23 protein-coding genes are annotated in these 24,642 nt (G+C 56.0%); 12 read left to right on the forward strand and 11 right to left on the reverse strand.

Annotation, left to right across the window (positions count from 1 at the left end; translation table 11 throughout):
• The first annotated feature begins 14 nt into the window (after positions 1 to 14).
• From ACLI4M_RS09520 to ACLI4M_RS09555, 8 genes are all read left to right on the forward strand, one after another.
• Positions 15 to 638, forward strand: coding sequence for a fimbrial protein (locus ACLI4M_RS09520; protein ID WP_166643136.1), 624 nt, complete (start codon positions 15 to 17; stop codon positions 636 to 638).
• Positions 631 to 1,125, forward strand: a complete 495-nt coding sequence (locus ACLI4M_RS09525) for a fimbrial protein (RefSeq protein ID WP_133622364.1) — start codon at positions 631 to 633, stop codon at positions 1,123 to 1,125. The genes ACLI4M_RS09520 and ACLI4M_RS09525 overlap by 8 nt, the downstream gene beginning before the upstream one ends.
• Entirely contained in the window at positions 1,125 to 1,622 is a 498-nt protein-coding gene (locus ACLI4M_RS09530) for a fimbrial protein (RefSeq protein WP_133622363.1), read from the forward strand. The genes ACLI4M_RS09525 and ACLI4M_RS09530 overlap by 1 nt, the downstream gene beginning before the upstream one ends.
• Before the next feature lie 7 nt (positions 1,623 to 1,629).
• Entirely contained in the window at positions 1,630 to 2,172 is a 543-nt protein-coding gene (locus tag ACLI4M_RS09535) for a fimbrial protein (RefSeq protein WP_413449787.1), read from the forward strand.
• Positions 2,173 to 2,279: 107 nt separating this feature from the next.
• Complete coding sequence (locus ACLI4M_RS09540) at positions 2,280 to 3,038, forward strand: hypothetical protein (RefSeq protein ID WP_133622362.1); 759 nt, start codon at positions 2,280 to 2,282, stop codon at positions 3,036 to 3,038.
• A 455-nt stretch (positions 3,039 to 3,493) separates the two neighbouring features.
• On the forward strand, positions 3,494 to 4,249 hold the full coding sequence (locus ACLI4M_RS09545; RefSeq protein WP_133622361.1) for a hypothetical protein: 756 nt from the start codon (positions 3,494 to 3,496) through the stop codon (positions 4,247 to 4,249).
• Positions 4,250 to 4,453: 204 nt separating this feature from the next.
• Positions 4,454 to 5,278: a hypothetical protein gene (locus ACLI4M_RS09550; RefSeq protein ID WP_133622360.1), complete on the forward strand. Its 825-nt coding sequence runs from the start codon at positions 4,454 to 4,456 to the stop codon at positions 5,276 to 5,278.
• A 198-nt stretch (positions 5,279 to 5,476) separates the two neighbouring features.
• Positions 5,477 to 6,220 carry a 4'-phosphopantetheinyl transferase family protein gene (locus tag ACLI4M_RS09555; RefSeq protein ID WP_133622359.1) on the forward strand — a complete coding sequence of 248 codons (744 nt, stop codon included), beginning with the start codon at positions 5,477 to 5,479 and terminating at the stop codon, positions 6,218 to 6,220.
• A 39-nt stretch (positions 6,221 to 6,259) separates the two neighbouring features.
• Here ACLI4M_RS09555 and ACLI4M_RS09560 read toward each other — a convergent pair whose 3' ends face one another.
• From ACLI4M_RS09560 to ACLI4M_RS09570, 3 genes are all read right to left on the reverse strand, one after another.
• Entirely contained in the window at positions 6,260 to 7,573 is a 1,314-nt protein-coding gene (locus ACLI4M_RS09560; RefSeq protein WP_133622358.1) for an NCS2 family permease, read from the reverse strand.
• 113 nt (positions 7,574 to 7,686) lie between these two features.
• On the reverse strand, positions 7,687 to 10,053 hold the full coding sequence (locus tag ACLI4M_RS09565; protein ID WP_133622357.1) for a glycoside hydrolase family 31 protein: 2,367 nt from the start codon (positions 10,051 to 10,053) through the stop codon (positions 7,687 to 7,689).
• Between the two features lie 6 nt (positions 10,054 to 10,059).
• Positions 10,060 to 11,373, reverse strand: a complete 1,314-nt coding sequence (locus tag ACLI4M_RS09570) for an MFS transporter (RefSeq protein WP_062818526.1) — start codon at positions 11,371 to 11,373, stop codon at positions 10,060 to 10,062.
• 190 nt (positions 11,374 to 11,563) lie between these two features.
• Between ACLI4M_RS09570 and ACLI4M_RS09575 the strand changes: the two genes are divergently transcribed.
• On the forward strand, positions 11,564 to 12,649 hold the full coding sequence (locus ACLI4M_RS09575; RefSeq protein ID WP_133622356.1) for a LacI family DNA-binding transcriptional regulator: 1,086 nt from the start codon (positions 11,564 to 11,566) through the stop codon (positions 12,647 to 12,649).
• A gap of 58 nt (positions 12,650 to 12,707) precedes the next feature.
• On the forward strand, positions 12,708 to 13,373 hold the full coding sequence (gene yieH, locus ACLI4M_RS09580; RefSeq protein ID WP_133622355.1) for a 6-phosphogluconate phosphatase: 666 nt from the start codon (positions 12,708 to 12,710) through the stop codon (positions 13,371 to 13,373).
• Between the two features lie 164 nt (positions 13,374 to 13,537).
• On the opposite strand, the gene ACLI4M_RS09585 is transcribed toward yieH, so the two are convergent.
• The 7 genes from ACLI4M_RS09585 to pstS form a co-directional block, all read right to left on the reverse strand.
• Entirely contained in the window at positions 13,538 to 14,779 is a 1,242-nt protein-coding gene (locus ACLI4M_RS09585) for an MFS transporter (RefSeq protein ID WP_133622354.1), read from the reverse strand.
• Between the two features lie 141 nt (positions 14,780 to 14,920).
• On the reverse strand, positions 14,921 to 15,877 hold the full coding sequence (locus ACLI4M_RS09590; RefSeq protein WP_133624978.1) for an Rpn family recombination-promoting nuclease/putative transposase: 957 nt from the start codon (positions 15,875 to 15,877) through the stop codon (positions 14,921 to 14,923).
• Positions 15,878 to 16,032: 155 nt separating this feature from the next.
• Positions 16,033 to 16,770, reverse strand: a complete 738-nt coding sequence (phoU, locus tag ACLI4M_RS09595; RefSeq protein WP_048917930.1) for a phosphate signaling complex protein PhoU — start codon at positions 16,768 to 16,770, stop codon at positions 16,033 to 16,035.
• A 17-nt stretch (positions 16,771 to 16,787) separates the two neighbouring features.
• Positions 16,788 to 17,555 carry a phosphate ABC transporter ATP-binding protein PstB gene (pstB, locus tag ACLI4M_RS09600; RefSeq protein WP_048917931.1) on the reverse strand — a complete coding sequence of 256 codons (768 nt, stop codon included), beginning with the start codon at positions 17,553 to 17,555 and terminating at the stop codon, positions 16,788 to 16,790.
• 45 nt (positions 17,556 to 17,600) lie between these two features.
• Positions 17,601 to 18,488, reverse strand: a complete 888-nt coding sequence (pstA, locus tag ACLI4M_RS09605) for a phosphate ABC transporter permease PstA (RefSeq protein ID WP_048917932.1) — start codon at positions 18,486 to 18,488, stop codon at positions 17,601 to 17,603.
• Complete coding sequence (gene pstC / locus ACLI4M_RS09610; protein WP_048917933.1) at positions 18,485 to 19,447, reverse strand: phosphate ABC transporter permease PstC; 963 nt, start codon at positions 19,445 to 19,447, stop codon at positions 18,485 to 18,487. Before pstC ends, pstA begins: the two co-directional genes overlap by 4 nt.
• Before the next feature lie 91 nt (positions 19,448 to 19,538).
• Positions 19,539 to 20,579 (reverse strand): phosphate ABC transporter substrate-binding protein PstS, encoded by a 1,041-nt coding sequence (pstS, locus tag ACLI4M_RS09615; RefSeq protein WP_133622353.1) that lies wholly within the window; start codon positions 20,577 to 20,579, stop codon positions 19,539 to 19,541.
• Positions 20,580 to 20,842: 263 nt separating this feature from the next.
• Between pstS and ACLI4M_RS09620 the strand changes: the two genes are divergently transcribed.
• Positions 20,843 to 21,958, forward strand: a complete 1,116-nt coding sequence (locus ACLI4M_RS09620; protein ID WP_133622352.1) for an NAD(P)-dependent alcohol dehydrogenase — start codon at positions 20,843 to 20,845, stop codon at positions 21,956 to 21,958.
• Positions 21,959 to 21,973: 15 nt separating this feature from the next.
• Positions 21,974 to 23,284 (forward strand): NAD(P)-dependent benzaldehyde dehydrogenase MdlD, encoded by a 1,311-nt coding sequence (mdlD, locus tag ACLI4M_RS09625; RefSeq protein WP_133622351.1) that lies wholly within the window; start codon positions 21,974 to 21,976, stop codon positions 23,282 to 23,284.
• A 42-nt stretch (positions 23,285 to 23,326) separates the two neighbouring features.
• Here the strand turns inward: mdlD and ACLI4M_RS09630 are convergent, their stop codons facing one another.
• Entirely contained in the window at positions 23,327 to 24,634 is a 1,308-nt protein-coding gene (locus ACLI4M_RS09630) for a serine hydrolase domain-containing protein (protein WP_133622350.1), read from the reverse strand.
• Between the last annotated feature and the right edge of the window lie 8 nt (positions 24,635 to 24,642).

Raw genomic sequence — 24,642 nt, forward strand, 5'->3', positions numbered from 1 at the left:
CAGGGAGCACTGATATGAGGCAGAAGAAAACAGGGGATAAGCGGATAACAACGGTGCAGAAAAACCGCTGCGCTGCGCTGCTGGTCTGCGCCAGCGGGCTGTTCGCGGCGACCGCACCTGGCGCAGAACATCACCCGGTCCCAATCGGTCAAGGGAGTGTGGTTATCTCCGGGTCACTCACCGAAAGCGCCTGCCGCCTGGAGATGACCAGCCTGCACCAGGTCGTGTGGCTCGGCAATATTGATACTGCCTCGCTGCGGCGGCCGGGGGACCGCGCTGCGCCGGTGAGCTTTCAGCTGAAGCTGGAGGACTGCGGGCGTGGCCCAACATCATTACGCGACAGCAAAAGCGGCAATGTCAGCTGGAGCACAATGCAACCCGCAGTGTCAGTCTGGTTTTATGGTACCCGCGATGACGATATGCCCGATTATCTGAAAATAAACGGCACCAGCGGGCTGGCGCTGGCGCTGGCCGACAGCCAGGGAGAGCCTCTGCCGCTTAACCAGCGCGCCGCGCCGCTCTTTCTCTCACCCGGCCGAAACACGTTAACCTACACCGTAACGCCGGTGCGCACGCCTGCGCCACTGCGTGCAGGTGGCTGGAACGCCAACCTCGATTTCAGGATGATTTATGACTAGCCGTAATGCCCTACGCTGGCTGCCGATGGTGCTGTCGGCGGGCTGGGTTTCGCTTGCGGTCGCCGGTACCGCGCAAAGCACCATCACGATATCCATGACCGTGCTGAATCCGCCCCCCTGCACCATTAACGATGGCAAGGCGATTGAGGTGGATTTTGGTGAGGTAATTGCAGATGACCTTGACGGCATTCAATTCGGTCGTGCGGTAAACATTGACCTCTCCTGCAGCGGCCAGAGAAAAAATCAGCTGCGGCTGCAGTTCCAGGGCACGCCAGATAAGGCCATTGCAAACTATCTGCAGACTAACCACGAGGGGCTGGCGATAAAATTCTTTAGAAATGGCCAGCTATTACCGCTTAACAGCTGGCTTAACTTTAGCTGGCCGGATGTACCTGAGCTGCGCGCAGCACCTGTGATTAGCAATAAAAAGGTGCTGACCGGCGGTACCTTCAGCGCCAGCGCTACGCTGCGCGTGGAGTATCAATAATGAAACATAGCATACTGCTAGCGCTGGCATTGGTTCTGCCAGCCATCGAGGCCAGCGCCGGTGTCGCCACCGTCTCGTTTACCGGGACGCTGCTTCTGACGCCTTCCTGTAAGGTCACTTCACCCGAGAGCGGCCGGATAGAAGTTAATTTTGGCGATAACGTCGGCATAACGCAGGTTGATGGCGTGCACTACCGTCAGCCGCTTAACTACCGCATCACCTGCAACAACGATAAGCCAGCCGGGACGGGCCTGAACCTGACGATGCGAGGGGAAATTGCCAACTTTGATGCCAGCAAAGCCGCGCTGCAGACCAGCGTGAAAGGGCTGGGGATCCGCATTCTGCAGAACGGCAGCCCGATGGTGATTAATCAGCCGATCAAGGTCACCCCGACAGCGCTACCCGCGCTGGAGGCAGTGCTGGTCAAACAGAGCGATGTGACGCTGCAAGAGGGCCCGTTCAACGCCGTCGCTACCCTGATGGCCGACTATCAATAGGAAAATTATGCCGATAAAACACCTGAAGTCGCCCACGCTGGCAGTATGTTTCACTCTCTGCATGGTTTCACCGACATCCAGCGCCATACCCTATGGTGATAATGTTCATCTTTCCGGCACGCTGGTGGCCGAACCCTGCGCACTGCGGCCCGGCGACGAGAATATTCGCGTGGACTTCGGGGGAATTGTCGATAAATACCTCTATATTAACGGCCGTAGCCCGTCACAGGCTTTTCAGCTACATCTGCAGGGGTGCGATCTCAGTATTGGAAAGCAGCTCAACGTTTCCTTCAGCGGGAATGAGAGCAGCGTATTACCGGGGCTGCTGGCGGTACAGCAGACTAACAGCGGTATTGCTGTCGGTATTGAAGATGCCGGGGGAAAAGCGATTGCGCTTAACAGCGGCAGCAAAGAGGTCACGCTGGAAAAGGGCGATATGACGCTGAAGTTTGCCGCCTGGATCCAGGGCGAGCCGCAGGCGATTAAGGCACATACCATTGCGCGCGGGGAATTTAGCGCTGTGGCAACGTTCCGGCTGGATTATCGCTAAAGGACTAAATCGGCTTTGAAAAGATCGTGCTGTTGGACGGTAATTTTATTTGCCAATCAAACTAAATAAAAACCCAATAGATATCAAAATAATAAATGAAAAACTCCATGAAAAAATCAAAAAAAACACTTTTCAAAAAAACAGTTTTTTTATTAATGCTTACATCTCCATTCAGCGCCATCGGCGAAATTCGTTATGGTGAAGTAAACGGCAATTACAGAATCTACGGTCATGTAGAAAACCCGACTTTTAAAAAAGAATCCGGGTGGAGAACTACAGGTTTTTTCATGTATATGTCCAGAAATAAAATCCTCCGGAATGATACTGCTGAATATTGCCCAGATGAGAAAAAAGCCGCTGAAATATTAAACAAGATGTTATCCGGATTAGGAACTAATGTAACTTCAGCTTTTACTGACAGTACTTCTACTGACTATTATTTTATATTTCGTTGCAAAAAATCAAAGGAAGAATTTTTGGATTTATGGAGTTATGACGTACACACTCAATTTTCCCCGCCGACCGACTGCAAACTAGACATCCCGACTAACGTAGAGTTTGGAGAAGTTCCGATGAGTACTAACGGAATTCAGCGCAGGCTGGAAGGTAGCCTGACCTGTGATTATAAAACATCGGTTGATCTGTCACTCACCGGATCGGCTATCAGTGGCACCGCTGATAACAAGCAGATTAAGGTCGGTGACGCGATAGTGAGCTATGCCTTTGATAACGGCAAAGCCACCACCAGCGTCAGTACCGAAAAAGGCGTGAAGTCATCATTTAGCCTGGATTTTATCCTTAAAGACAGCGGAGAGAGTGCCGGTAACAAACAGGCCAGCGTGGTGATGACAGCCAGCTGGTATTAATGCACAACCACCGTTATAAAATTTACAATAAAGCGTGCTGAAGATATCGGGGTTGCCATCAACCTGCGTGGATTTTTTATCCAGAGATAATGGTTGTTTCCACATTACCCCCTTCATATAAACAACCCATCCTACCTTGATTTTAACTTTAGCTGAAAATGGATAAAAACAAAGAACAAAATATCGCACATTAACAAAAGATGATATTCCACTGGAAAAAACAATGGCGAAAATACATTATTGATCAACGATAAGATTATACAATTTCAGGCTGTATCTTTTACTCTTACAGGGGCTACTAGCGGTCAACCCTGCCCGCTGCCGGACTGTAATAGGCAAGGACGTAGCGACCTTCCGGTTGGATAATGACCAGCCACTCTCGGTAGAGGCTGATTATACCCCTGTGAATAGCATAATATTTTCTTTACACTCATGGCATAAAGTAGGGATCTGAAATGTTTAACGTATTGATAAAAATCAATCATTTAAGAATGCTAATCTTTTTTTGTTTAATACTCTCTTTCGCAACCAGTGCCACTACTAACGTTCACTATAGCAAAGAAAATGGAATATACAGAGTTTATGGTCACGTAGAAGGAAGCATGTCTTTAGTTAACATTAACCTTGTAAACGAATTATATTTAATTATACCTGGAGACAAATCACTCGGAGTCAATGTTGGCAAGGAATACTGCAAAACAGAGAAAGATGCACTTAAAAAGGTGAACGAACTCCTTTCAGGCCAGGGAAGCATCGCGTATCTAGGCCCAGTAGGCGCATTAAGCTCTACATTCAGTTTTTATTGCCGGAGGGAGAAAGGCTCAATGACTATGTGGTCTTATACTAAAAATTTTCCTCAGGAGCCACCTACCCCCTATGTCAGCTGTAATATCGATATTCCTGGCGCCGTAGATTTTGGTGAAGTCTCGATGGGCGGCGGGGCGATTCTGCGCACGCTAAAAGGCAGTGCAACCTGCGATGCGAAAACCTCAGTAGCGCTGACGCTTAGCGGCAAGGATATCATTAACCAGCAGATTAAGGTCGGTGATGCCGTTGTCGAGTATGCCTTTGAAAATGGCAAAGCCACCACTAACGTCAGCGCTGAGAAAGCGGTAATGTCATCTTTTGACCTGAATTTCATTCTTAAAAACACCGGTAAGACTGCCGGTAACAAACAGGCTAGCGTGGTGATGACAGCCAGCTGGTATTAATTATAGCCGCACGGCATTAATGTGCAGTTACGGCGGTAATAGCTGGTAATAAGCCACCTTTAGAGGATCACGGAGTTTGAAAAGAAGGAAAGTCTTTCTTATGGAATGCACACCACTGAGTACATAGGCTTTTTATCGTTAGCTTTGTAATTTAACCAAGCGAATTCGATAAAGTCAGTGATATTATCAGAAAACCCAAACCCAATGAAATATCGAGTTCTGGCAGGTTTATTTATAAGAAAAACCTTAATCACCCATGAAAAAAATAAAAACCAAGGTCGAAAAATGAAATTAAAACCTAGAAGCATCACATCAACTCTATTACTGTTTACTTTATTATTACCAAAAGAATCTTTCTGCTATAACTTGTGGGTAGATATATCTCAAAAAATGCCTGTCGTTTACGGTACAGTAGATGAAAATGACTTTGACATAAAAACCACTAAGGGAACCGGAAAAGTTATTTTCGATTATTCTACCGCCGGTATATCACCCTCCATGTACGTGAGAAATGGTGTTTATTGCCATTCAAAAAAAGACGCTGCGGAAAAAATAAACAGCATATTATCTGGCGGAGCACAATTACATCGGCAGAGTGTGTACGGGGCATATAGGGATAAAGTATTAATTTCCTGCCCTAATAACAATACAACCCCAATATCTCAATATGTTCTGCTGACGGAAAAAATACCCAGACCTGCGCCGAAGTGTCAGGTTAATATTCCAGACTCGGTAAATTTTGGAACAGTGGAATGGGGAAGATCAGGAAAAAAAATTGAACTGAGCGGATATGTTATGTGCAATAGTGCCACCTCAGGCCAGTTACGTCTGTTAAGCCCAATCGTGAGCAACATTTTAGTCAAAGATGCTTTGGTCTCTTATGCATTTAACGAGGGTAAAAACAGTCAACGGTTCTATACGACACCGTATGAAAAAGAGCCTTTCTCGTTGATTTTCACCCTGGATGACACTGGGGCAACATCAGGATATAAGCAAGCCTCCGTGGTATTCGAAACGACCTGGGACTGAATTTTTTCTGTTCACAGGTGCCTGCGCTCCCTGTCATTTTTGCTGCCCGGATTGAACACCACTTTGACCGGTATGGTCAGTCTCTGGCCTGCCATAAATCTGATTTATGTCGCGAATTGCGTTTGCGTGATGCAAATAGCTAAGAAAATTCTTACAATAGGAGGTGATGATTATCCGACCATTTTCACGGAGCGACAGATGGCAAGTCATTTTGCACGTTGGGCACTCGCCCAGACCCGAACCCCGGTACACCGACTCCCACTTCAGCTGGTTGAGCGCGCCGCCCGCTATGGTGAGAAACGCCGCAGCCGCTATCTGGCCGCACGCACGCTGCTGGCTGAGCTGATGCTGCGCGTTTATGGGCTGCCGTCGCTGCCTGAGATGGTTATCAACAGTAATGGACGCCCCTGCTTCAGCAACCCCGATCTGCCCGATTTCAGCTTCGCCTACGCCGGTAATATGGTCGGCGTGCTGCTGGCGGAAGAAGGCGGCCACGCCGGGCTGGATATGGAGATTGTCCGTGCCCACAGCCGACAGACGCTGGAACACCACTTTGAGTGCCTCTCCTCCGGGGAGAAGGCGTGGATCAACGCGCAGAATGACGTCATGGAGGCCTCAACCCAGCTGTGGACGCTGCGCCAGAGCATTCTTAAGCTGACGGGAGAAGGGGAAAAGGGGATGGATTCGCTGCGCCTGCACCCGGCATCCGGACGTCTGCGTTCGGCGAGCTGGCCGGATATTCATGCCCTGTGCGACGTCGAACCGCTGCTGGTCTGGTCCTGTGCGCTGTCACCCGGCACCGATCGGCTGCATCTATGGGAGTATGACGGGGAGAAAGGCTGGGAGTCGCTGCGCGAGATTAATCTCTATGCGCAAAATTTGGCAACCAGCACGCTGCGTCTGACCAGTCTGCCGACTGAAAAACTCCAGCCTCACTGCTGATAAAGCGGGTGGCAGCGCCTGCCACCACCCGTCGGTCGATTAATGCGCGTCGATAAAGGCGATTTTCAGCACGAACAGCAGCGCCACCACCACCACGCACGGGCTGATTTCACGCCAGCGGCCGGTGCCCAGCTTCATCACGCAGTAGGAGATAAAGCCCAGCGCAATCCCTTCGGTAATCGAGAAGCTGAACGGCATCATCGCCGCGGTGACAAACGCCGGTACCGCTTCGGTCAGGTCGTCCCACTTCACGCGGGCCAGGCTGGAGGTCATCAACACCCCCACGTAAATCAGCGCGCCGGCAGCGGCATAAGCCGGAACCATGCCCGCCAGCGGTGACAGGAACATCACCAGCAGGAACAGCACGCCCGTCACCACCGCCATCAGGCCGGTGCGGCCTCCGACAGAGACCCCGGAAGAGCTTTCGATGTAGGCAGTGACCGAAGAGGTGCCAATAAAAGAGCCGGCCACGGAGCTGATACTGTCTACGTACAGCGCCTGCTTCATGCGCGGGAACTTGCCTTTCTCATCGGTCAGCCCGGCCTTGTCGGTCACGCCAATCAGCGTGCCGGAGGAGTCAAACAGGTTAACCAGCATAAAGGAGAAGATGATCCCGGCCATGCCCACGTTGAGCGAGTCCTTCAGGTTGACCTGACCCAGAACGGAAGTCACCGGCGGGGGGGCTGAGAACACCCCGGTGAATTTCACATCGCCAATCGCCAGGCCAATCGCCGTGGTGACCACAATCGAGACCAGCACCGCCGCGTGAATATTGCGCGAGGCGAGAACGGCAATAATAAAGAAGCCCAGCGCCCCCAGCAGCACGCTGTGCGAGGTCAGATTACCGACGGTTACCAGGGTCGCTTCATTGGCAACGATAATGCCGGCATTTTTCAGCCCCATCAGCGCGATAAACAGCCCGATACCGGCGGTGATCCCCACGCGCAGGCTCAACGGAATATTGGCAATCATCCAGTAACGCACGCGGAAGAGGGTCAGCAGCAGCAGGCCCACCGCGCCCCAGAAGATGGCCCCCATCCCGACCTGCCAGGAGATACCCATCGCGCCCACCACCACAAAGGCAAAGAAGGCATTAAGGCCCATCGCCGGAGCCAGCGCCACCGGCAGGTTAGCCACCAGGCCCATCAGGATACTGCCGAAGGCGGCAATCAGGCAGGTAGTGACAAATACTGCCTGGGTATCCATCCCGGCAACGCCCAGAATCTGTGGGTTAACGAAAACGATATACACCATCGTCAGGAAAGTGGTGAAACCGGCAATCACCTCGGTACGGACAGTGGTGCCATGCTCCTGCAGTTTAAAAATCCGTTGTAACAGGCCGGGAGTAGTCATGATGTGATTCCAGAGCGGAGAAAAAATTGTCGGTGGCTATCCTACCCCATAATTCCGCATTTGGGATGCGGGGGGCGGGGATATTCCACACGCTGTCGCTTAACGGGAATAAATCATTCCAGTTCGAAGCGCTGCGTGCGCTCGCCGTTGAGCCAGATTTCTCGCTGCTCACCCGCCGGTAAGCTCAGCGTCAGCGACCGCCACGCCGGGCGGAACTGACCGCGGGTGGTGAGGGTAACGTCGATGCGCTGCGCGCTGGTTTTCATCTGCCAGTTCAGCCACAGGGCATCATCGCGCTGCCAGCCGTGGCTGACGCCATCATCCTCGAAAATCATCCCTTCTGACTGCCCGTCACCGCGCGGCGGGAACAGTTTTAACTCCCGGCTCTGGTCCTGCGCGCTGTCGGCATAGGCAAGGCGCGAGGAGAGCGGCAGACCGGCACCGGCGCGCACCAGCAGCGGCAGGCGCTCCAGCGGGGCGGCCAGGGTAATGGTCTGCCCGCCGCTGAACCAGACGCCGCTCCAGAAGCAGTACCAGCCTTCACCGTTGTCCGGCAGCCACACCTCGCGCTGACGCTGGCCCTGTTCCACCACGCTGGCTACCAGCAGATCGCGGCCAATCATAAAGTCGTCGTTTTCACGCCAGGTATTGGCGTCATGCTCGTGATCGAGGAAGGTCGGGCGCAGCATCGGCTCATCTTCACTGCTGGCCTGCCACAGCAGGGTATAGAAGTAGGGCAGCAGCCGGTAACGCAGCTGGATGGCTTCGCGGATCGTTGGGGTCACCTGCGGATACATCCAGGGTTCGTTGACCGTGCCGTCATCGTTCCATGAGTGGATGGTAAAGCGCGGATGCATGACGCCGTTCTGCACCCAGCGCACCAGCAGCTCGGGATCGGGCCGGTCGCCAGAGAAACCGCCGACGTCGTGACCAATGTTATACAACCCGGACAGGCTCATCCCCAGCCCCATGCGCGTGTTATAGCGCAGGGTCTGCCAGCTGGTGCGGTTATCGCCGCTCCAGGTCTGTACGTAGCGCTGCATCCCGGCACAGCCGGAGCGCGAGATCAGATACGGGCGCAGATCCGGGGCAAAGCGCTGCTGCGCTTCCAGCGAGGCACGCATCATCAGCAGCGGCATCACCGGGCGGATATGCTTGATGGCTATCGGCTGGCCGAAGCCGTGACAGCGCGCTTCGCCGTCCCACACTTCATATTCGTTGTTATCGTTCCAGGTCGCGTCGATGCCCTTTGCCAGCAGCTGGGTAGTGACGCCCTCCTGCCACCAGCGCACGGTCGCCGGATTAGTGAAGTCGAGGTGTGAGCCTTCGTCGTCCCAGAAGCTGGAGCGCTCCGGACTGTCGCTTTCCGAATCGCGGATAAACAGCCCCTGCTGCGCGACCTGCTGATACTGCGGATGATCATGCAGCAGGCAGGGCTTGATATTGGCGGCCAGCTTCAGCCCGGCGTCGTGGAACGCGGCGCTCAGCTGCTCCGGCTGCGGCACCTTGTCGTAGTTCCAGTTGAACACGTAGCGCTTGTTGTTGATCGAGGTATAACCCGATGACAGCTGGAATGAGTCACAGGGGATCGCCTGCTCGCGGCACAGGCGGATAAACTGCTGGAGCTGCTCCTGTGCGTCATCCGCATCGGTGTAGTGCATGGTGGAACCGCTGTAGCCGAGGCTCCATTTTGGTCCGAATAGCGTTCTGCCGGTCAGGCGCACAAAGGCTTTGGTCACGTCGATCGCCTGCGGCCCGAGCATCAGATAGTAATCCACGTCCCCCGCTTCTGCCTGCCAGCGGCGATAGGCCAGATGGTAGTTATCCAGCTCGTTGCCCAGATCAAGCCAGCAGCTGCTGAGGTTGTCGTAAAACAGCCCGAAGCTGACGCCGGGGCGGCGGGTGATGGTAAACGGGATATGTTTATACAGCGGATCGGTGCTGGCGGCGTTGTAGCCCATCGCGTCGAGGTTGCGCATCTCAAAGCGGCGGCCGGTACGCTCCAAATCGCCGGACTTCTCCCCCAGCCCGTAGTAGCGATCGTCCGGGAAACGGCGCTGATAGTGCGCCACGCCGTCGCCGTGCGCATTCAGCAGATAGGCACCGGTCGGACGGTCGGCGGCCAGCGGCTGCCACTCGCCCGCTGCATCACGGTATTCCCACGTCAGGCACAGCGGCTGATGTACGGTGACGCGCAGCTTATCGGTGCTCAGCACCAGCCGGTCATCATTATGGTCCAGCCGGTAGCCCGGCAGGCTGAAGCCTTGCGTACTCAGGCGATCGCGCCCCTGCCACGGCACATCCTGATCCGGCGCGATGCTCCAGCTACGCTCCAGGCGCAGCGCATGATGCTGCTTGATCAGCACGCGGCACAGGTGCGGCTCCAGCACGTAAAGGCAGAAACTGTGCTGCTCATCCACCGTGAGCTCGATGCGGTCAGGATGCTGGCCAGCCAGCGTCCAGTTTTTTAAGGTTTTCATAAAAACTTATTCTCCAGCCTGGGGGATTTTTTTCCTGCTGCGCTCGGCAACCAGCGCAATCAGGAACAGCGCGCCGATCAGGTCAAAAAAGCCCATGGCGACAAACAGTGGGTTAAAACCAACGGTGTCGGATATCGCACCGATCAGTAAGGTAAACAGGAAGCTGGCGACCCACGCGCAGCTGCCGCGCAGGCCGTTGACCGTAGCCATCTGATTTTTATCGAAGGATTCGACCACCAGCGCGCTGAGCATGCAGGAGATCACCTGGTGACCGAAGCCGCCAACGGAGATCAGCGCGATCGCCACCAGCGGATCTTTGGTCAGCGCCACCAGCGCCAGCGACACCATCAGAAATGCCCCAGTAACCGAGCTGGCGACCACCGAGTTAACCAGCGTGCAGCCAAACCACTTGCGGTACAGACGGGTGAGGTAGCCGCTGGCAACACTGCCCAGGTCGGCTGCGAGGAATGGCAGCCAGGCGAACATCGCGATCTGCTTGAGGTCCATCCCGCGTTCGGTCGCGAGGTAGAGCGGCACCCAGAAGCTGAACACCGCCCACGCCGGTTCCGCGAGGAAGGCCGGAATAGCGATGCCGTAGAACTTGCGGTTTTTACTGAGGATTTTCAGTGATGTCCAAAATGGCAGAGCGGGCAACATCGGCTCATTATCCTGGTGGATCAGTGCATATTCCTGCTGGCTGAGGTTGGGGTGCTGCTGCGGCGAGTGGTAGAAGCGCCACCACAGCAGCACCCACACCAGCGCCAGCCCGCCCGAGAACAGAAACGCCCCCTGCCAGCCCATGGTGGCGTGCGCCAGCACGATCACCGGCGGGGCCAGCATCGCGCCGATGGAGAAGCCGACGCCCGCCCAGCCCGCCGCAACCGGGCGCTCTTTTTTCGGGAACCAGTCACCGATCGCTTTGGCATTCGCCGGGGTAGCTGCCGCCTCGGCACCGCCCATAAAGAAGCGCAGAATAGCCAGATGCAGCCAGCTTCCGGCCCCGGCATGCAGCATGCAGACAATCGCCCAGACGCTGGCGCACAGCAGGAAACCGAGCTTCAGGCCAACCACATCGATCAGCCAGCCGCAGATCGGCTGAAACAGGGTGTAGGCCAGCTGGAACGCCGCCACCACCCAGGAGTACTGTTCGGTGCTCATGTTCAGGCTGGTTTTCAGCTCCGGCGCCAGGATCCCCAGCGAGTTACGCGTCAGATAGTTGACGGTAATTCCCAGTAAAAACAGCGCCAGCATCCACCAGCGCAGGGACTTAATTTTACGTCGGTTGCTTTGTACCGCCGTGCGGTTGATTTCCACGCTCATTCATTTCTCCTGGCGACAAAAAGTGCCTGAATCGAAACTAGCCAGCGCACGACTTCAGCGAAACCGGCATTTTTGCAAGGATTTGCATGGAATGGCGCACTACTCACAATAATCGCGATTAATCTCAGGCAGAGTGCGGCTATCCGGTCATGAAAAAATTCTCATGACGCAATTTGAAGGAGATCACAGATTGAACGGAAAGCTGAAAATCGCCGAAATTGCCCGACAAACCGGGCTGTCGATCAGCACGGTTTCACGCGTGCTGGCGGGCAAGATGAATACCAGCCCGGCGGCACGCCAGCAGGTCATGGCCTGCGCCCGCAGCAACGGCATTTTGCAGGCGATCTCCTGCGGGCGGCTGATGCTGAACAATATTGTGGTGTTTGCCCCGCAGCGTGCGTTCGACGTGCGCAGCGATATCTTCTACTACAAGGTGATTCAGGGAATTACCGCAGCGCTGGCCAGCCATGAAGTGCGCCTGCGCTACTGCGGGCTGGAGGAGACCGACAGCGACCGCAGCCTGTTTCTCAGCAAGATGAGCGAGCCGGAAAGCGAAGCGGCGCTGATTATTGGTATTGATGATGACGTGATCCACCAGCTGGCCGCCGAGCTGCATAAACCCTGCGTGCTGATCAACTGCAGCGATCGCCAGATGCGCCTCGACAGCGTTTCTCCCGATCATCAGCGCATCGGCGAGTTCGCCGCCAGCTACCTGATCGAGCAGGGCCACACCCGCATTCTCAACCTGCAGTGCCTGCGTCGCGCCACCATGGAGCTGCGCCTGAGCGGTATTCGCCAGGCCTGGGCGCGGCATCATATGGCGTTTGACGAGCAGCAGCATCTGATCACCACCGCCGGCTTTGGCAGCGAAGAGGCGGAGCAGGCGCTGGGTGCCTGGCTGCGAGGGCTGGCCGCCAGCGAACGGCCCACCGCCATCCTCGCCGGTGGCGACTATATGGCCGCGGGCGCGCTCCGGGCGCTGCAAAAACAGCAGATTGCGGTGCCGGGGGAGATCTCGGTGATGAGCACCGACGGCTTTAACCTGGCGGAGATCGAAGATGTGCCGCTAACCTCGGTGCAGGTGCCGCGCGACGAGCTGGGCTTTGAGGCGCTGCAGCTGCTGCAGCGCCGCATCCTGCAGCCTGACTCGCCGCCCTGCACCATGCTGCTGCAGGGAAAGCTGGCGCTGCGCGACTCGGTGAAACGCCTCGGCGCCTCACGCATCATGCCCGCTTACAGCAGCGGCAAGCACGGTTTATACGATCGCACATCGTAAGTCAGCCAATATTCACGCTACTATCTGACCTTAGCCCAGCAAAAATGAAGGAAGCGGTATGACGGTGGAGTGTATTTTTTTTGATTGCGACGGCACGCTGGTGGACAGTGAAATGCTCTGTACCCAGGCCTATGTGAACACCTTTGCCAGGTTCGGCGCGCAGCTGTCGCTGCAGGAGATGTTCGAGAAATACAAAGGCGTGAAGCTGTACGACATTATCGCCGATGTCTGCCAGCAGCACGGTCTTTATACCCCGGTTGAGATACTGGAACCCGCCTATCGCCAGGAGGTTGCGCGGCTGTTTGATCTTGAGCTGCAGCCCATTCGCGGGGCAAAAGCGCTGCTGGAACAGATCGGCGTGCCGATGTGCGTGGTGTCCAACGGCACGGTGCCCAAAATGCAGCACTCGCTCGGCCTGACGCAGATGCTGCCGTTTTTTGCTGACCGACTGTACAGCGGCTACGATATCCAGCACTGGAAACCGGAACCGGAACTGATGTACCACGCGGCCAGGCAGATGGGCGTGCCGGTTGAGCGCTGCATTCTGGTGGATGACTCAGAAGCGGGTGCCAGAGCGGGCATCGCCGCCGGGATCCCGGTATTCTACTACTGCGTGGATGCGCACAATCCGCAGCTCGATCATCCGCTGGTGACGGTATTTGACGATATGGCCCAGCTGCCCGAACTGTGGCGCGCCAGGGGCTGGCAGCTCACATGCGGATAAAAACAGCAACGCTGTCGGGGCGGACCTTCTTGATCGGTCCGTCCTCCTGCTGATTGGTGCGCATGGGTCACACGCGGGCCGACCAGCAGAAGCGGTCGGCCCCTACGCGACCGCCGGCAGATAAATCATCGTCATCAGGCCTGCGTGCCCTATCCGCTAATTTCTCAACCAATCGCCCCCAGCGTATCCTCATCCTGTCCCTGCTTTTTCGGCAGCAGGAACAGCGTGGCGAAGATATCCAGCAGGTAGATCAGCGCCAGCAGGGTAATAGCGGCGGTAAATGACCACTGGCTGACCAGCAGGCCAATCACCAGCGGACCAAAGCCGCCCACGCCACGACCCAGGTTAAACAACACGTTCTGCGCGGTAGCACGCACTTTCACCGGATAGATATCGGAGATGAGCGCACCGTAGCCGCCAATCATGCCGTTGACGAACATCCCCATCAGCGCGCCGGTAAACAGCATCACCGTCGGGTCACGCAGCTGCGCATAAACCACCACCATCACCACCGCACCGACCTGATAAATCAGAAAGATTTTCCAGCGCGCGAAGCGATCCGCCAGCAGGCCAAACAGCCAGATGCCGAAGGTCATGCCGACCACCGTTACCGCCGTCCACAGGCCGGATTTGGTCAGCGAGAAGCCAAACTGCGTGGAGAGGTAGCTGGGCATCCAGATCATCAGGCCGTAATAGCCGAAGTTCTGCACCGAGCAGAGAATAAAGATGCCGATGCTGGCTTTGGTGGTGACGGCATCGGCAAACAGCAGCCTGATGCGCGCCGGGAAAGACAGCCCCTGATTGACATCCACATGACGGGTGAACGCTTCCGGCTCGCCCATGCCGCGGCGAATAGCAAACGATGCCAGCGCGGGCAGCAGTCCAACGAGGAACATGCCGCGCCAGCCGATAATATCCAGCAGGAAAGGGGTAATAAACGCCGCCAGCAGGACGCCCAGCTGCCAGCCCATGCCGACCCACGCCGAGGCGCGATTGCGCTTGTTAGCAGGCCAGGCTTCAGCGATCAGCGCCATGCCGATGCCAAATTCACCGCCCAGCCCCATTCCCGCCAGAGTACGGTAGGCCAGCAGATCCCAGTAGCCCTGCGCCACGGCGCACAGCCCGGTGAACAGAGAAAACATCAGGATAGTAAAGGTCAGCACGCGAATGCGCCCAAGGCGATCGCTAAGGTGGCCGAAGATAATCCCGCCCAGCACCGCGCCGATCAGCGTCCAGGTCACCAGTGAACCCGCCTGGGAGGAGGTCAGCACCAGCGCCGCGCTAATCGCCGGCAGCATAAACCCGAGGATCAGCAGATCGAAGCCGTCCATTGCATAGCCGCTGACGGCGGCGATCATCGCTTTACCCGGCGTGACGCCGCGCTTGTCCGGTGGGGAGACTGACATGCTTTTAACCTTCTGGTTTGGATTTTGCCGCAAGTATAAGTTTCAACGCGGCGACAAGCCAAAGGAAAAACGGAGTGGATAGAGAGTCAGCCGGCCGTCTGGAGCTGACGGCCTGAGGGAGAGAGAAAGAAGCAATGATGTTCAGTGGCAGATATGCGCCATCTCGGCTTCAGACAGACCGGTAATTTTTATCACGGTGCTGCGATCGATGCCGTTTTGCAGCATGCTGCGCGCTAATTCTATCCGGGCCTGATTAAGGCCTTTGGCAAAACCACGCTTTTCACCGAGCTGGATACCCTTCTCAATACCCTGTTCAATACCCTTCTCAATACCCTTCTGCTCAAGCTGTTGTGCAATAGTCATCAGTTCGTCCCCATGTTGCGGCACGCGTTGTGCCAGCTCACGAACAAAGGCTTCAGCGTCCAACGTTTCGCCAGCCTGTACAATGTAGTGTACCAGCGATACTACCTGTGATGAAGAAAGATATCCGGCCAGCAGGATGGGAACAAGCTTGTCCATCAGTTCTGCCAGATCTCTGAGATGAATGTGTTTCTGCAGCAGGGTCAGTGCCGCCAAACTGCGATGGTCTGCGATTACATCGTCAGATATAACGGTGACATCAACCAGGGGAAAATGACTACTGTAGAGCTTCGCCGCTAGCGCCGGATTACAAAATTCATCCAACCAGCAGGTTGAATAGGGATACGGGGTACGCTTCCCCATATAGAACAGCACGGGTATTACCAATGGCAGCTTTTTATGGCCCGCATCAAGATGCCGCTGCATTGATGCTACTGCATACCGCAACAACCTGAATGCCATATGTTTATCTGGGGTCGACTGGTGTTCAATGAGCACGTGGATATAACCATCATCTTCATCCGTAGTCTTCAGGCTGTAGAGCACGTCGCTAAAATACTGGCGGAGGTTATCCTCAACAAAGGAACCTGACTCAAGCTTCAGCGTACTGAGGTCACAGATAGCGTGCAGTTCTGCCGGAAGATGGATATCCAGGAAGTCGCGTGCAACCTCCGGATGCGTCAGAAACTGGCGAAATGTTGCATCATGGGGGGTCGGCGTACTGCTTTTATTATTCATTGGCTGATAGCTTTCCATGCTGGTTACCCGAATTACAACAAGCATCGTTCAGAATAATAAAATGCTTGTGCAAAACAGAAATCCTGAACATATTTTGCACAGTTTACAGACAAAAAAAAGGCCAGACGTGCTGGCCTCTATTTTTCTCCGGCTGCTTAGCCCGGACTGTTTTCGCCGCTGTCGTCGCCGGTCAGCAGCTTATCCAGCTGGTCGCCACCCACGTGGCGGAAATCCTGGCCTTTGACGAAGTAGAAGATAATTTCGCAGATGTTCTGGCAGCGGTCACCGATACGCTCGATGGCGCGGGCGCAGAACAGCGCGGTCAGCACGCTGGGGATGGTGCGCGGGTCTTCCATCATATAGGTCATCAGCTGACGCACGATGCCCTCATACTCCTGGTCCACTTTCTTATCTTCGCGGTAGATCTCAATCGCCGCGTTCAGGTCCATACGCGCGAAAGCATCCAGCACGTCGTGCAGCATCTCAATGGTGTGGTGCCCCATCGACTCCAGGCTCACCAGCAGCGGCTGATGCTGCTGGGTGAATTTTTCCAGCGCGGTGCGGCAGATCTTCTCGGCCACGTCACCGATACGTTCCAGCTCGGAGATGGTTTTGATGATCGCCATCACCAGACGCAGGTCGCTGGCGGTCGGCTGACGTTTGGCGATGATGCGCACGCAGGCTTCATCAATCTCCACTTCCATCATGTTGACCTTGTGATCGCCTTCGATCACTTTATTCGCCAGCTCACCGTCCTGATTGTGCATCGCGGTGATCGCGTCGGTCAGCTGCTGTTCAACCATGCCGCCCATGGTCATCACCTGGGTGCGGATGTGCTCCAGCTCGGCGTTGAACTGGCCGGAGATGTGTTTGTTCAGGTTCAGGCTATCCATTGTGTTCTCCAGTCAAATCAACCGTAACGGCCGGTAATATAATCTTCAGTCTGCTTCTGATGCGGCTTGGTGAACAGCGTATCCGTGTCGCTGAACTCGATCAGTTCGCCGAGGTACATAAATGCCGTGTGGTCGGAGCAACGCGCAGCCTGCTGCATGTTGTGGGTCACGATCACCACGGTGTAATCCTGTTTCAGTTCGGTAATCAGCTCTTCGATGCGCCCGGTCGAGATCGGGTCGAGCGCCGAACATGGCTCATCCAGCAGCAGCACTTCCGGGCGGATAGCTATGCCGCGCGCAATGCACAGACGCTGCTGCTGCCCGCCGGAGAGACTGTAGCCGCTCTGATGCAGCTTGTCTTTGGTTTCTGTCCACAGCGCGGCTTTAGTTAGCGCCCACTGCACGCGCTCGTCCATATCGGCACGCGACAGTTTTTCGAACAGGCGCACGCCAAACGCGATGTTGTCGTAGATCGACATCGGGAAAGGGGTTGGCTTCTGAAACACCATGCCAACGCGCGCGCGCAGCAGGGCGATATCCTGGTTTGCGGTGAGAATGTTTTCACCATCCAGCAGGATTTCGCCTTCAGCACGCTGCTCAGGATAAAGCGAAAACATCTTGTTAAAGGTGCGCAGCAGGGTGGATTTGCCGCAGCCTGACGGGCCGATAAACGCCGTCACCTGGTTTTTCGCGATATCCAGATTGATATTTTTCAGCGCATGGAATTTTCCGTAATAGAAGTTCAAATCACGAACCTGAATCATCTTGGCGGAATTACTCATCATTTTTATCTCACTTAGTCCGCACCGCTTAAGCCGTGCGGCACAGTATTAATGTTTGCTCTTGGCGAAAATCACGCGGGCCAGGATGTTCAGTAACAGTACGCACAGCGTAATAATCAGCACGCCCGCCCAGGCCAGGCTCTGCCAGTCGGCAAACGGGCTCATGGCGAACTTAAAGATGGTGACCGGCAGGTTCGCCAGCGGCTGCATCATGTCGGTGCTCCAGAACTGGTTCGACAGTGAGGTAAACAGCAGCGGAGCGGTCTCACCGGCAATACGGGCAATCGCCAGCAGTACGCCGGTGAGGATGCCGGAAACCGAGGCTTTCAGGGTGATTGCCGAAATCATCTTCCATTTCGGGGTACCCAGGGCGTAGGCCGCTTCACGCAGGCTGTCCGGCACCAGTTTCAGCATGTTCTCGGTGGTGCGGATCACAATCGGGATCTGCAACAGCGCCAGCGCCACCACGCCAGCCCAGCCGGAGAAGTGCTGCATCTGCGCCACCACGATGGTGTAAACGAACAGACCGACGACGATAGACGGCGCGGAGAGCAGGATATCGTTGATAAAACGGGTGATCTCGGCCAGCCAGGATTTACGCCCGTACTCGGCAAGGTAGATACCCGCCATAATGCCCAGCGGCGTGCCAAACACCGTGGACCAGAGGATCAGCAGGCCGCTGCCCGCGAGGGCGTTAGCCAGCCCGCCACCCGCCGTGTTCGGCGGTGGGGTGTTTTCAGTAAACAGCGATAGCGACATGCCGTCGATACCGCGTGTCACCGTAGCGAACAGGATCCACACCAGCCAGAACAGGCCAAAGGCCATGGTCAGCAGCGACAGGGTGAGGGCAATGCGGTTCTTCATGCGGCGCCACGCCTGCATTTTGCGGCGTGAGGCTAGCAGCTCGGCGCGAGCCTGCATTTCCATGGTGGTCATGAGCGCGCTCCTTCACTTTTCGCCAGGCGCATAATCATCAGTTTTGAACAGGCCAGCACGATAAAGGTAATCACAAACAGGATCAGGCCCAGCTCCATCAGCGCAGCGGTGTGCACGCCGGATTCGGCTTCGGCAAACTCGTTGGCCAGCGCGGAGGTAATGCTGTTGCCCGGCATAAACAGCGACGCGCTGTCGAGCTGGTAGGTGTTACCGATGATAAAGGTCACCGCCATGGTTTCACCCAGTGCGCGCCCAAGGCCGAGCATCACGCCGCCGATCACCCCGTTCTTGGTGAACGGCAGCACCACGCGCCAGATCACTTCCCAGGTGGTACAGCCGATGCCATAAGCGGACTCTTTCATCATCACCGGCGTCTGCTCGAATACGTCACGCATTACCGAGGCAATGTAAGGAATGATCATGATCGCGAGGATAATTCCGGCGGCCAGGATACCGATACCAAATGCCGGACCGGAGAACAGCGCACCGACGATCGGGATGTTCGCCATCACATCGCCCACCGGCTGCTGGAAATAAGTGGCGAACAGCGGGGCGAAGATAAACAGCCCCCACATGCCGTAGACAATGCTGGGGATCGCCGCCAGCAGTTCAATCGCCACCCCTAACGGGCGACGCAGCCAGGCGGGTGCCAGTTCAGTCAGGAACAGGGCGATGCCGAAACTGACCGGGACAGCGATCAGCAGGGCGATAATCGAGGTCACGACGGTTCCGTAAATCGGCACCAGCGCACCAAATTGTTCGTTTGGCGCATCCCACTCTTTGGTCCACAGGAAGGAGAAACCAAATTTCTGGATGCTCGGCCATGAGGAGAACAGCAGGGAAACGATAATACCGCCAAGCAGCAACAGCACAATCAGCGCAGCCAGTTTGACCAGTGCGCCGAAGATGATGTCACCTTGCTTGCCGGGAGCTTTGAATGTCGGCTTGGTTGCAGCCATAGCAGTCTCGATAGTGAAATTGTCGGGGCGGCATCGCTGCCGCCCGGAGTACAGGCCGGTGCTTCCCGGCCCCTACAAATACTGACTTCGCTTAGTACAGTGCTTTACCTGAGCTGTCTTTTACGTTGGCTTTCCAGGCGGCACGGATCTGCTCAACCACGGAGTCTGGCAGCGTTGCGTAGTCCAGGCTCTTAGTGGTTTCACCACCGTTTTTGTAGGCCCAGTCAAAGAACTTCAGCACGGTAGCGCCTTTCTCAGCGTTAGCCTGCTCTTTGTGGACCAGAATGAAAGTGGTCGAGGTGATTGGCCAGGCGTTGTCGCCCTTCTGGAAAGTCAGATCCTGGGCAAACGATTTGCTCCAGTCGGCGCCCTTAGCCGCATCGCTGAAGCTCTGCTCGCTTGGCTCAACCGCTTTGCCATCGGCATCCATCAGCTTGGTGTACGCCAGGCTATTCTGCTTGGCGTAGGCATACTCAACGTAACCGATTGAGCCTGGCAGACGCTGAACAAACGCGGCCACGCCGTCGTTGCCCTTGCCGCCCAGACCGACTGGCCAGTTCACGGTGCTGCCTGCGCCAATTTTGCCTTTCCAGTCGCTGTTCACTTTCGACAGGTAGCTGGTGAAGACGAATGAGGTGCCTGAACCGTCAGCGCGGCGCACCACGTTGATGTTGGAGTCTGGCAGCTTCACGCCCGGGTTCAGCTTGACGATCGCCGGGTCGTTCCACTTTTTGATGGTGCCGAGATAGATGTCGCCGACGGTTTTGCCATCCAGCGTCAGCTGACCAGATTTGATACCAGGAATATTAACCGCCAGTACCACACCGCCAATAACTGTCGGAAACTGGAACAGGCCATTTTTTGCCAAATCTTCGTCTTTCATCGGCGCATCTGACGCACCGAAATCGACGGTTTTCGCAATGATCTGCTTCACGCCGCCGGATGAACCAATCCCCTGATAGTTAACCTGGCTGCCCGTTTCTTTGTTGTACTCTGCAGCCCATTTGTTATACACAGGGGCAGGGAAAGTCCCGCCAGCACCGGTCAGATTCGTCGCTGCCATGGCAGAAACAGCGCTCAGAGAAAGGGTTACTGCGACGAATTTAGCCAGGGTTTTGTGCATCAGTGTCATGTTCCCTCCACGGGATTGAAAAGTCAGGTCAGTTGCCGTGTTTGTCTAATTAATGATTGCTGCTGGAGGCAAAATAGGACAGTTTGGTGACAGTAAAATGTACGTTATATGACACTTTTGTGACGACCTTCGAAATCCTGCTGTGCTGTATTCATCAGCACCTTGATGCTAAAACCCGCTTTTAGTGCGATCGCTCTCCCTGCCGCTGCGCTGCTTTTTCACGGTGCTATTTTTGACTCTCCATTGGACAGGAGATAAACGTCATGAAAATTACCGCAGCAGTGGTTAATCAGGTCAATGCCCCCTATCAGCTGGAAACGCTGGAGCTGGCGCCATTACGCGAAGATGAGGTGCGGGTGAAACTCGTTGCCTCCGGTATCTGCCACTCGGATGAAGCGCTGCGCGTCGGTGACGAGCAGCATTTTTTCCCCGGCGTGCTCGGTCACGAGGGCGCCGGTATCGTTGAGGAGGTGGGCAAAGCGGTCAAAGGCATTCAGCCCGGCGACCACGTGGTGATGTCCTACGCTTACTGCGGCCACTGCGCTCAGTGCCGCCAGGGCCACCCCTCTCACTGCCACGACTGGGGGATGATGAATAACTCAGGATTTCGCGCCGATGGCAGCGCCATCCACCTTAAGCCTGACGGCAGTAAAGTCTCCAATATGTTTTTCCAGTCCTCTTTCGCTACCTACAGCCACACTTCCTTCAACAATCTGATCGTGGTGGATAAGCGCACCGATCTGCGTCTGGTCGCGCCGCTCGGCTGTGGCCTGCTGACCGGGGCAAGCACGGTGCTCAACGGACTGAAGCCTCAACCCGGTTCGACCATGGCGATTTATGGCACCGGCGCGGTCGGGCTGGCCGCGATGATGGCGGCAAAAATTGCCGGCTGCCGGAAAGTGATCGCCATTGATATCCATGATTCACGCCTGGCGCTGGCGCGCGAGCTTGGCGCGACGGATTCGATCAACAGCGGCAGAGAAAACGTGGCGGCAACGATTGCCAGCCATACGCAGGGCCTTGGGGTGAATTATGCGATCGACACCACCGGCCTGTCGGAGGTGATGAAAAGCGCGCTGGAGGCGCTGGCAACCGGCGGTACGCTGGCTCCGGTTGCCGTGACGCGCCACGACCTGACCTTCAACCCCATGCGCAGCCTGGTGGCCTCCAGCAAGAAGGTGATCGGCGTACTGATGGGCGATGCCATTCCGCAAATCGCCATTCCCCAGCTCATTGACTGGCACCAGCGCGGCCTGTTTCCGTACGAGAAACTGGTGAAGTTCTACGACTTTGCCGATATCAATCAGGCCAGAGAAGACTCCGCCAGCGGCGTCACTATCAAGCCGGTGCTGATCATTGATAAAACCTACCAGCTTTAAAAAGGAGACTGTGCGATGGACGCAACATGGCAAGGTCGGCTGCTGGATATTTTCCACAGCCAGAAAAAAGTGTTTTTATCCGGCATCACCCGCGATAACCCGTTCAAAAAGGCCCAGCTCACTAAACTGCGCCATGCGCTGTTGTTGCATAAGGAAGCCGTCTGCGAGGCGATGTGGTCCGATCTTGGCCGCAGTCATCACGCAGTAGAACAGGCTGAGCTCGCGCCGCTGCTGAATGAAATCAGCTTCGCACTCGAGCATCTCGATGAATGGTCGATAGAGAAAAAAGTGCCGACCCCGCCCCTGCTCGGCAACAGCGAAAGTTACATCACGCGTGAGGGCTACGGGGTTAACTACATTATCGGGCCGTTTAACTACCCGCTCTACCTGAGCTGCTGCCCGCTGATCGGCGCAATTATTGGCGGCAACACCGCCATCATTAAACCCTCGGAGGCCACGCCAGCCACCTCTGCCGTCATAGAGAAGATCATCAACAGCACCTTTGACTCTGACTACATCCACGTCTGTCAGGGGGCAAAAGAGGAGAATGCGTACCTGCTCACCCTGCCGTTCAACCTGATTTTCTTCACCGGCAGCCCGCAGGTGGGGAAAATTGTGATGGCCGCTGCGGCGAAAAACCTCACCCCGGTGCTGCTGGAGCTGGGCGGTAAATGCCCGGCGATTATTCTGGATGATGCCGATCCTGACGTCGTGGTAGAGGAGCTGCTTGCCAGCAAAATGATCAACAGCGGGCAGACCTGCGTGGCTGCAGATTACCTTTATATCGATCGGCGCATTAAAGCCGTGGTGCTGGCAAAGCTCAGCGCCGCGCTGAGCGAACATTTTCAGCGGGCGGGCAGCAACGGTAAAATAGTCTCCCATGCCGCTTACGCCAGACTGGAGCAGATCCTCGCCACCAGCCAGGGGGAGATTATCTGGCGCGGTGAGTCTGACCCGGCGCAGCGGTTTTTTGCCCCAGCGATCGTGGACAACGTCAGATTTGATGACAGCACCATGCAGAGTGAGCTATTTGGCCCCATTTTTCCGGTCCTGACCTTCGACAGCGAGCAGGAGGTGGCGATGAACGTCAATCTGCACCACCCCCAACCGCTGGCGGCGTATGTTTTCTCACGCAGCCTGCAGCGGGCGCGCACCCTCATTGATGCTATTCCCGCCGGGGATGCCGGTATCAACGCGCTGATGCTGCACGCGGCTTCGCACTACCTGCCGTTTGGCGGGGTCGGCTCGTCAGGGATGGGCTGCTATCATGGCGAGTTTTCTTATCAGGCCTTTACGCATCCGAAGTCGCTGCGCGTGAGAAAATAAAGTTAACTCCGCCGGCGTGTTTTTCTCCGGCGGAGCATAGCGTTAGCGATCCAGCTTATTGGCTATCGCATTAAACATCAGCGAGGCTTCGCGCGGCTGAGCGCCCGCTGCGGGTTCCGCCAGCGGCCAGCTCGACCACTGCACAATCACCAGCTTATGCAGCGGATCAACCACTATCATCTGGCCGAAGATCCCCTCTGCCGACAGCGTTTTGCCGCGGGTAAGCCCCTCTTTTGGCCCATCCTCGCTGCTGGCAGGTACTGCGATATTCCACCACTGCAGTCCGTAAACGCCGTCTGGATTGTCCGCGCTGACCGAGTTGCTGGCTTTGGTCCAATCGGTGGCCTGCTGTAGCCAGTCGTCAGGCAGGGTTTTCGTACCGTCAGGCAGCACGCCGTTGTTCATGACAAACAGGCCAAACTTGCCCCAGTCCTCCAGCGTGGCGTTAAAACCGTGTGCGCCAACGTCATGTTGACCCGGCTGATAGCTGTGCCAGACGCCGTCGTGCACCATGCCAAACGGCTGCCAGATATGCTCCTGCAGATACTGAGCCAGGGTTTTACCCGTGGCTTTTTCCAGCGTGTCCCCCAACAGCCACGCGCCGCCGGAGTCGTATGACCAAACCTCTCCCGGTTTGGCCAGCGCCTGGCGCTGCGGGTTGAGCACCAGCTGGCTGACGCAGGCATAGGTATCCTTACCTGCCTCACACTGGGTCAGCTTGCTGAAGTCAGAGTTTGGATCGGTGTAGTCTTCATTCCAGCGAATGCCGGAAGTGTGCTGTAGCAGATTACGCAGCGTCACCTTTTCCCACGCGCTGCCGCGCACCGCCGGATTGTATTTCACCAGTTCATCATCCAGCGAGGTGATTTTCCCTTCGCGCAGCGCAATACCCACCAGCGTGGAGACCACCGACTTACCCACCGAGCGCGAGGTCCACAGGGTAGTCGGCATATTGCCGTGCGCGTAATAGTCCCAGACGTCCTTACCATCCTTAATCACCATCATGCCGGTGACGTTATTGCGCCGCAGATAATCATCCAGCCGGTAGCGGTGCCCCTGATACTGATAGCTGACGGTCGACAACTCCCGGTAGGCTTTCGGGATCGGCACGGGGTTCGCGGCATGGAAGATATCACCCGGATATGAGCGGTAGTCGTTGCGAAAACCGATCGTCCGCTGCTGCGGGCTCCAGGTGAGCATATCTTTGACATCGGGCAGCTGTTTATCCAGCGGTGCCGGGCAGGTGGTGAGCGGGAGCGGGCAGGTGGTCACAGGTGCATTGGCATTCGCCTGAAATGCGGTAACGAGATATAGCGAGAACAGACAAATTCCACTTTTTATCTTTTTCATAGCAATCC

The sequence above is a fragment of the Erwinia sp. LJJL01 genome, assembly GCF_047300805.2.
Classification (GTDB): domain Bacteria; phylum Pseudomonadota; class Gammaproteobacteria; order Enterobacterales; family Enterobacteriaceae; genus Erwinia; species Erwinia aphidicola.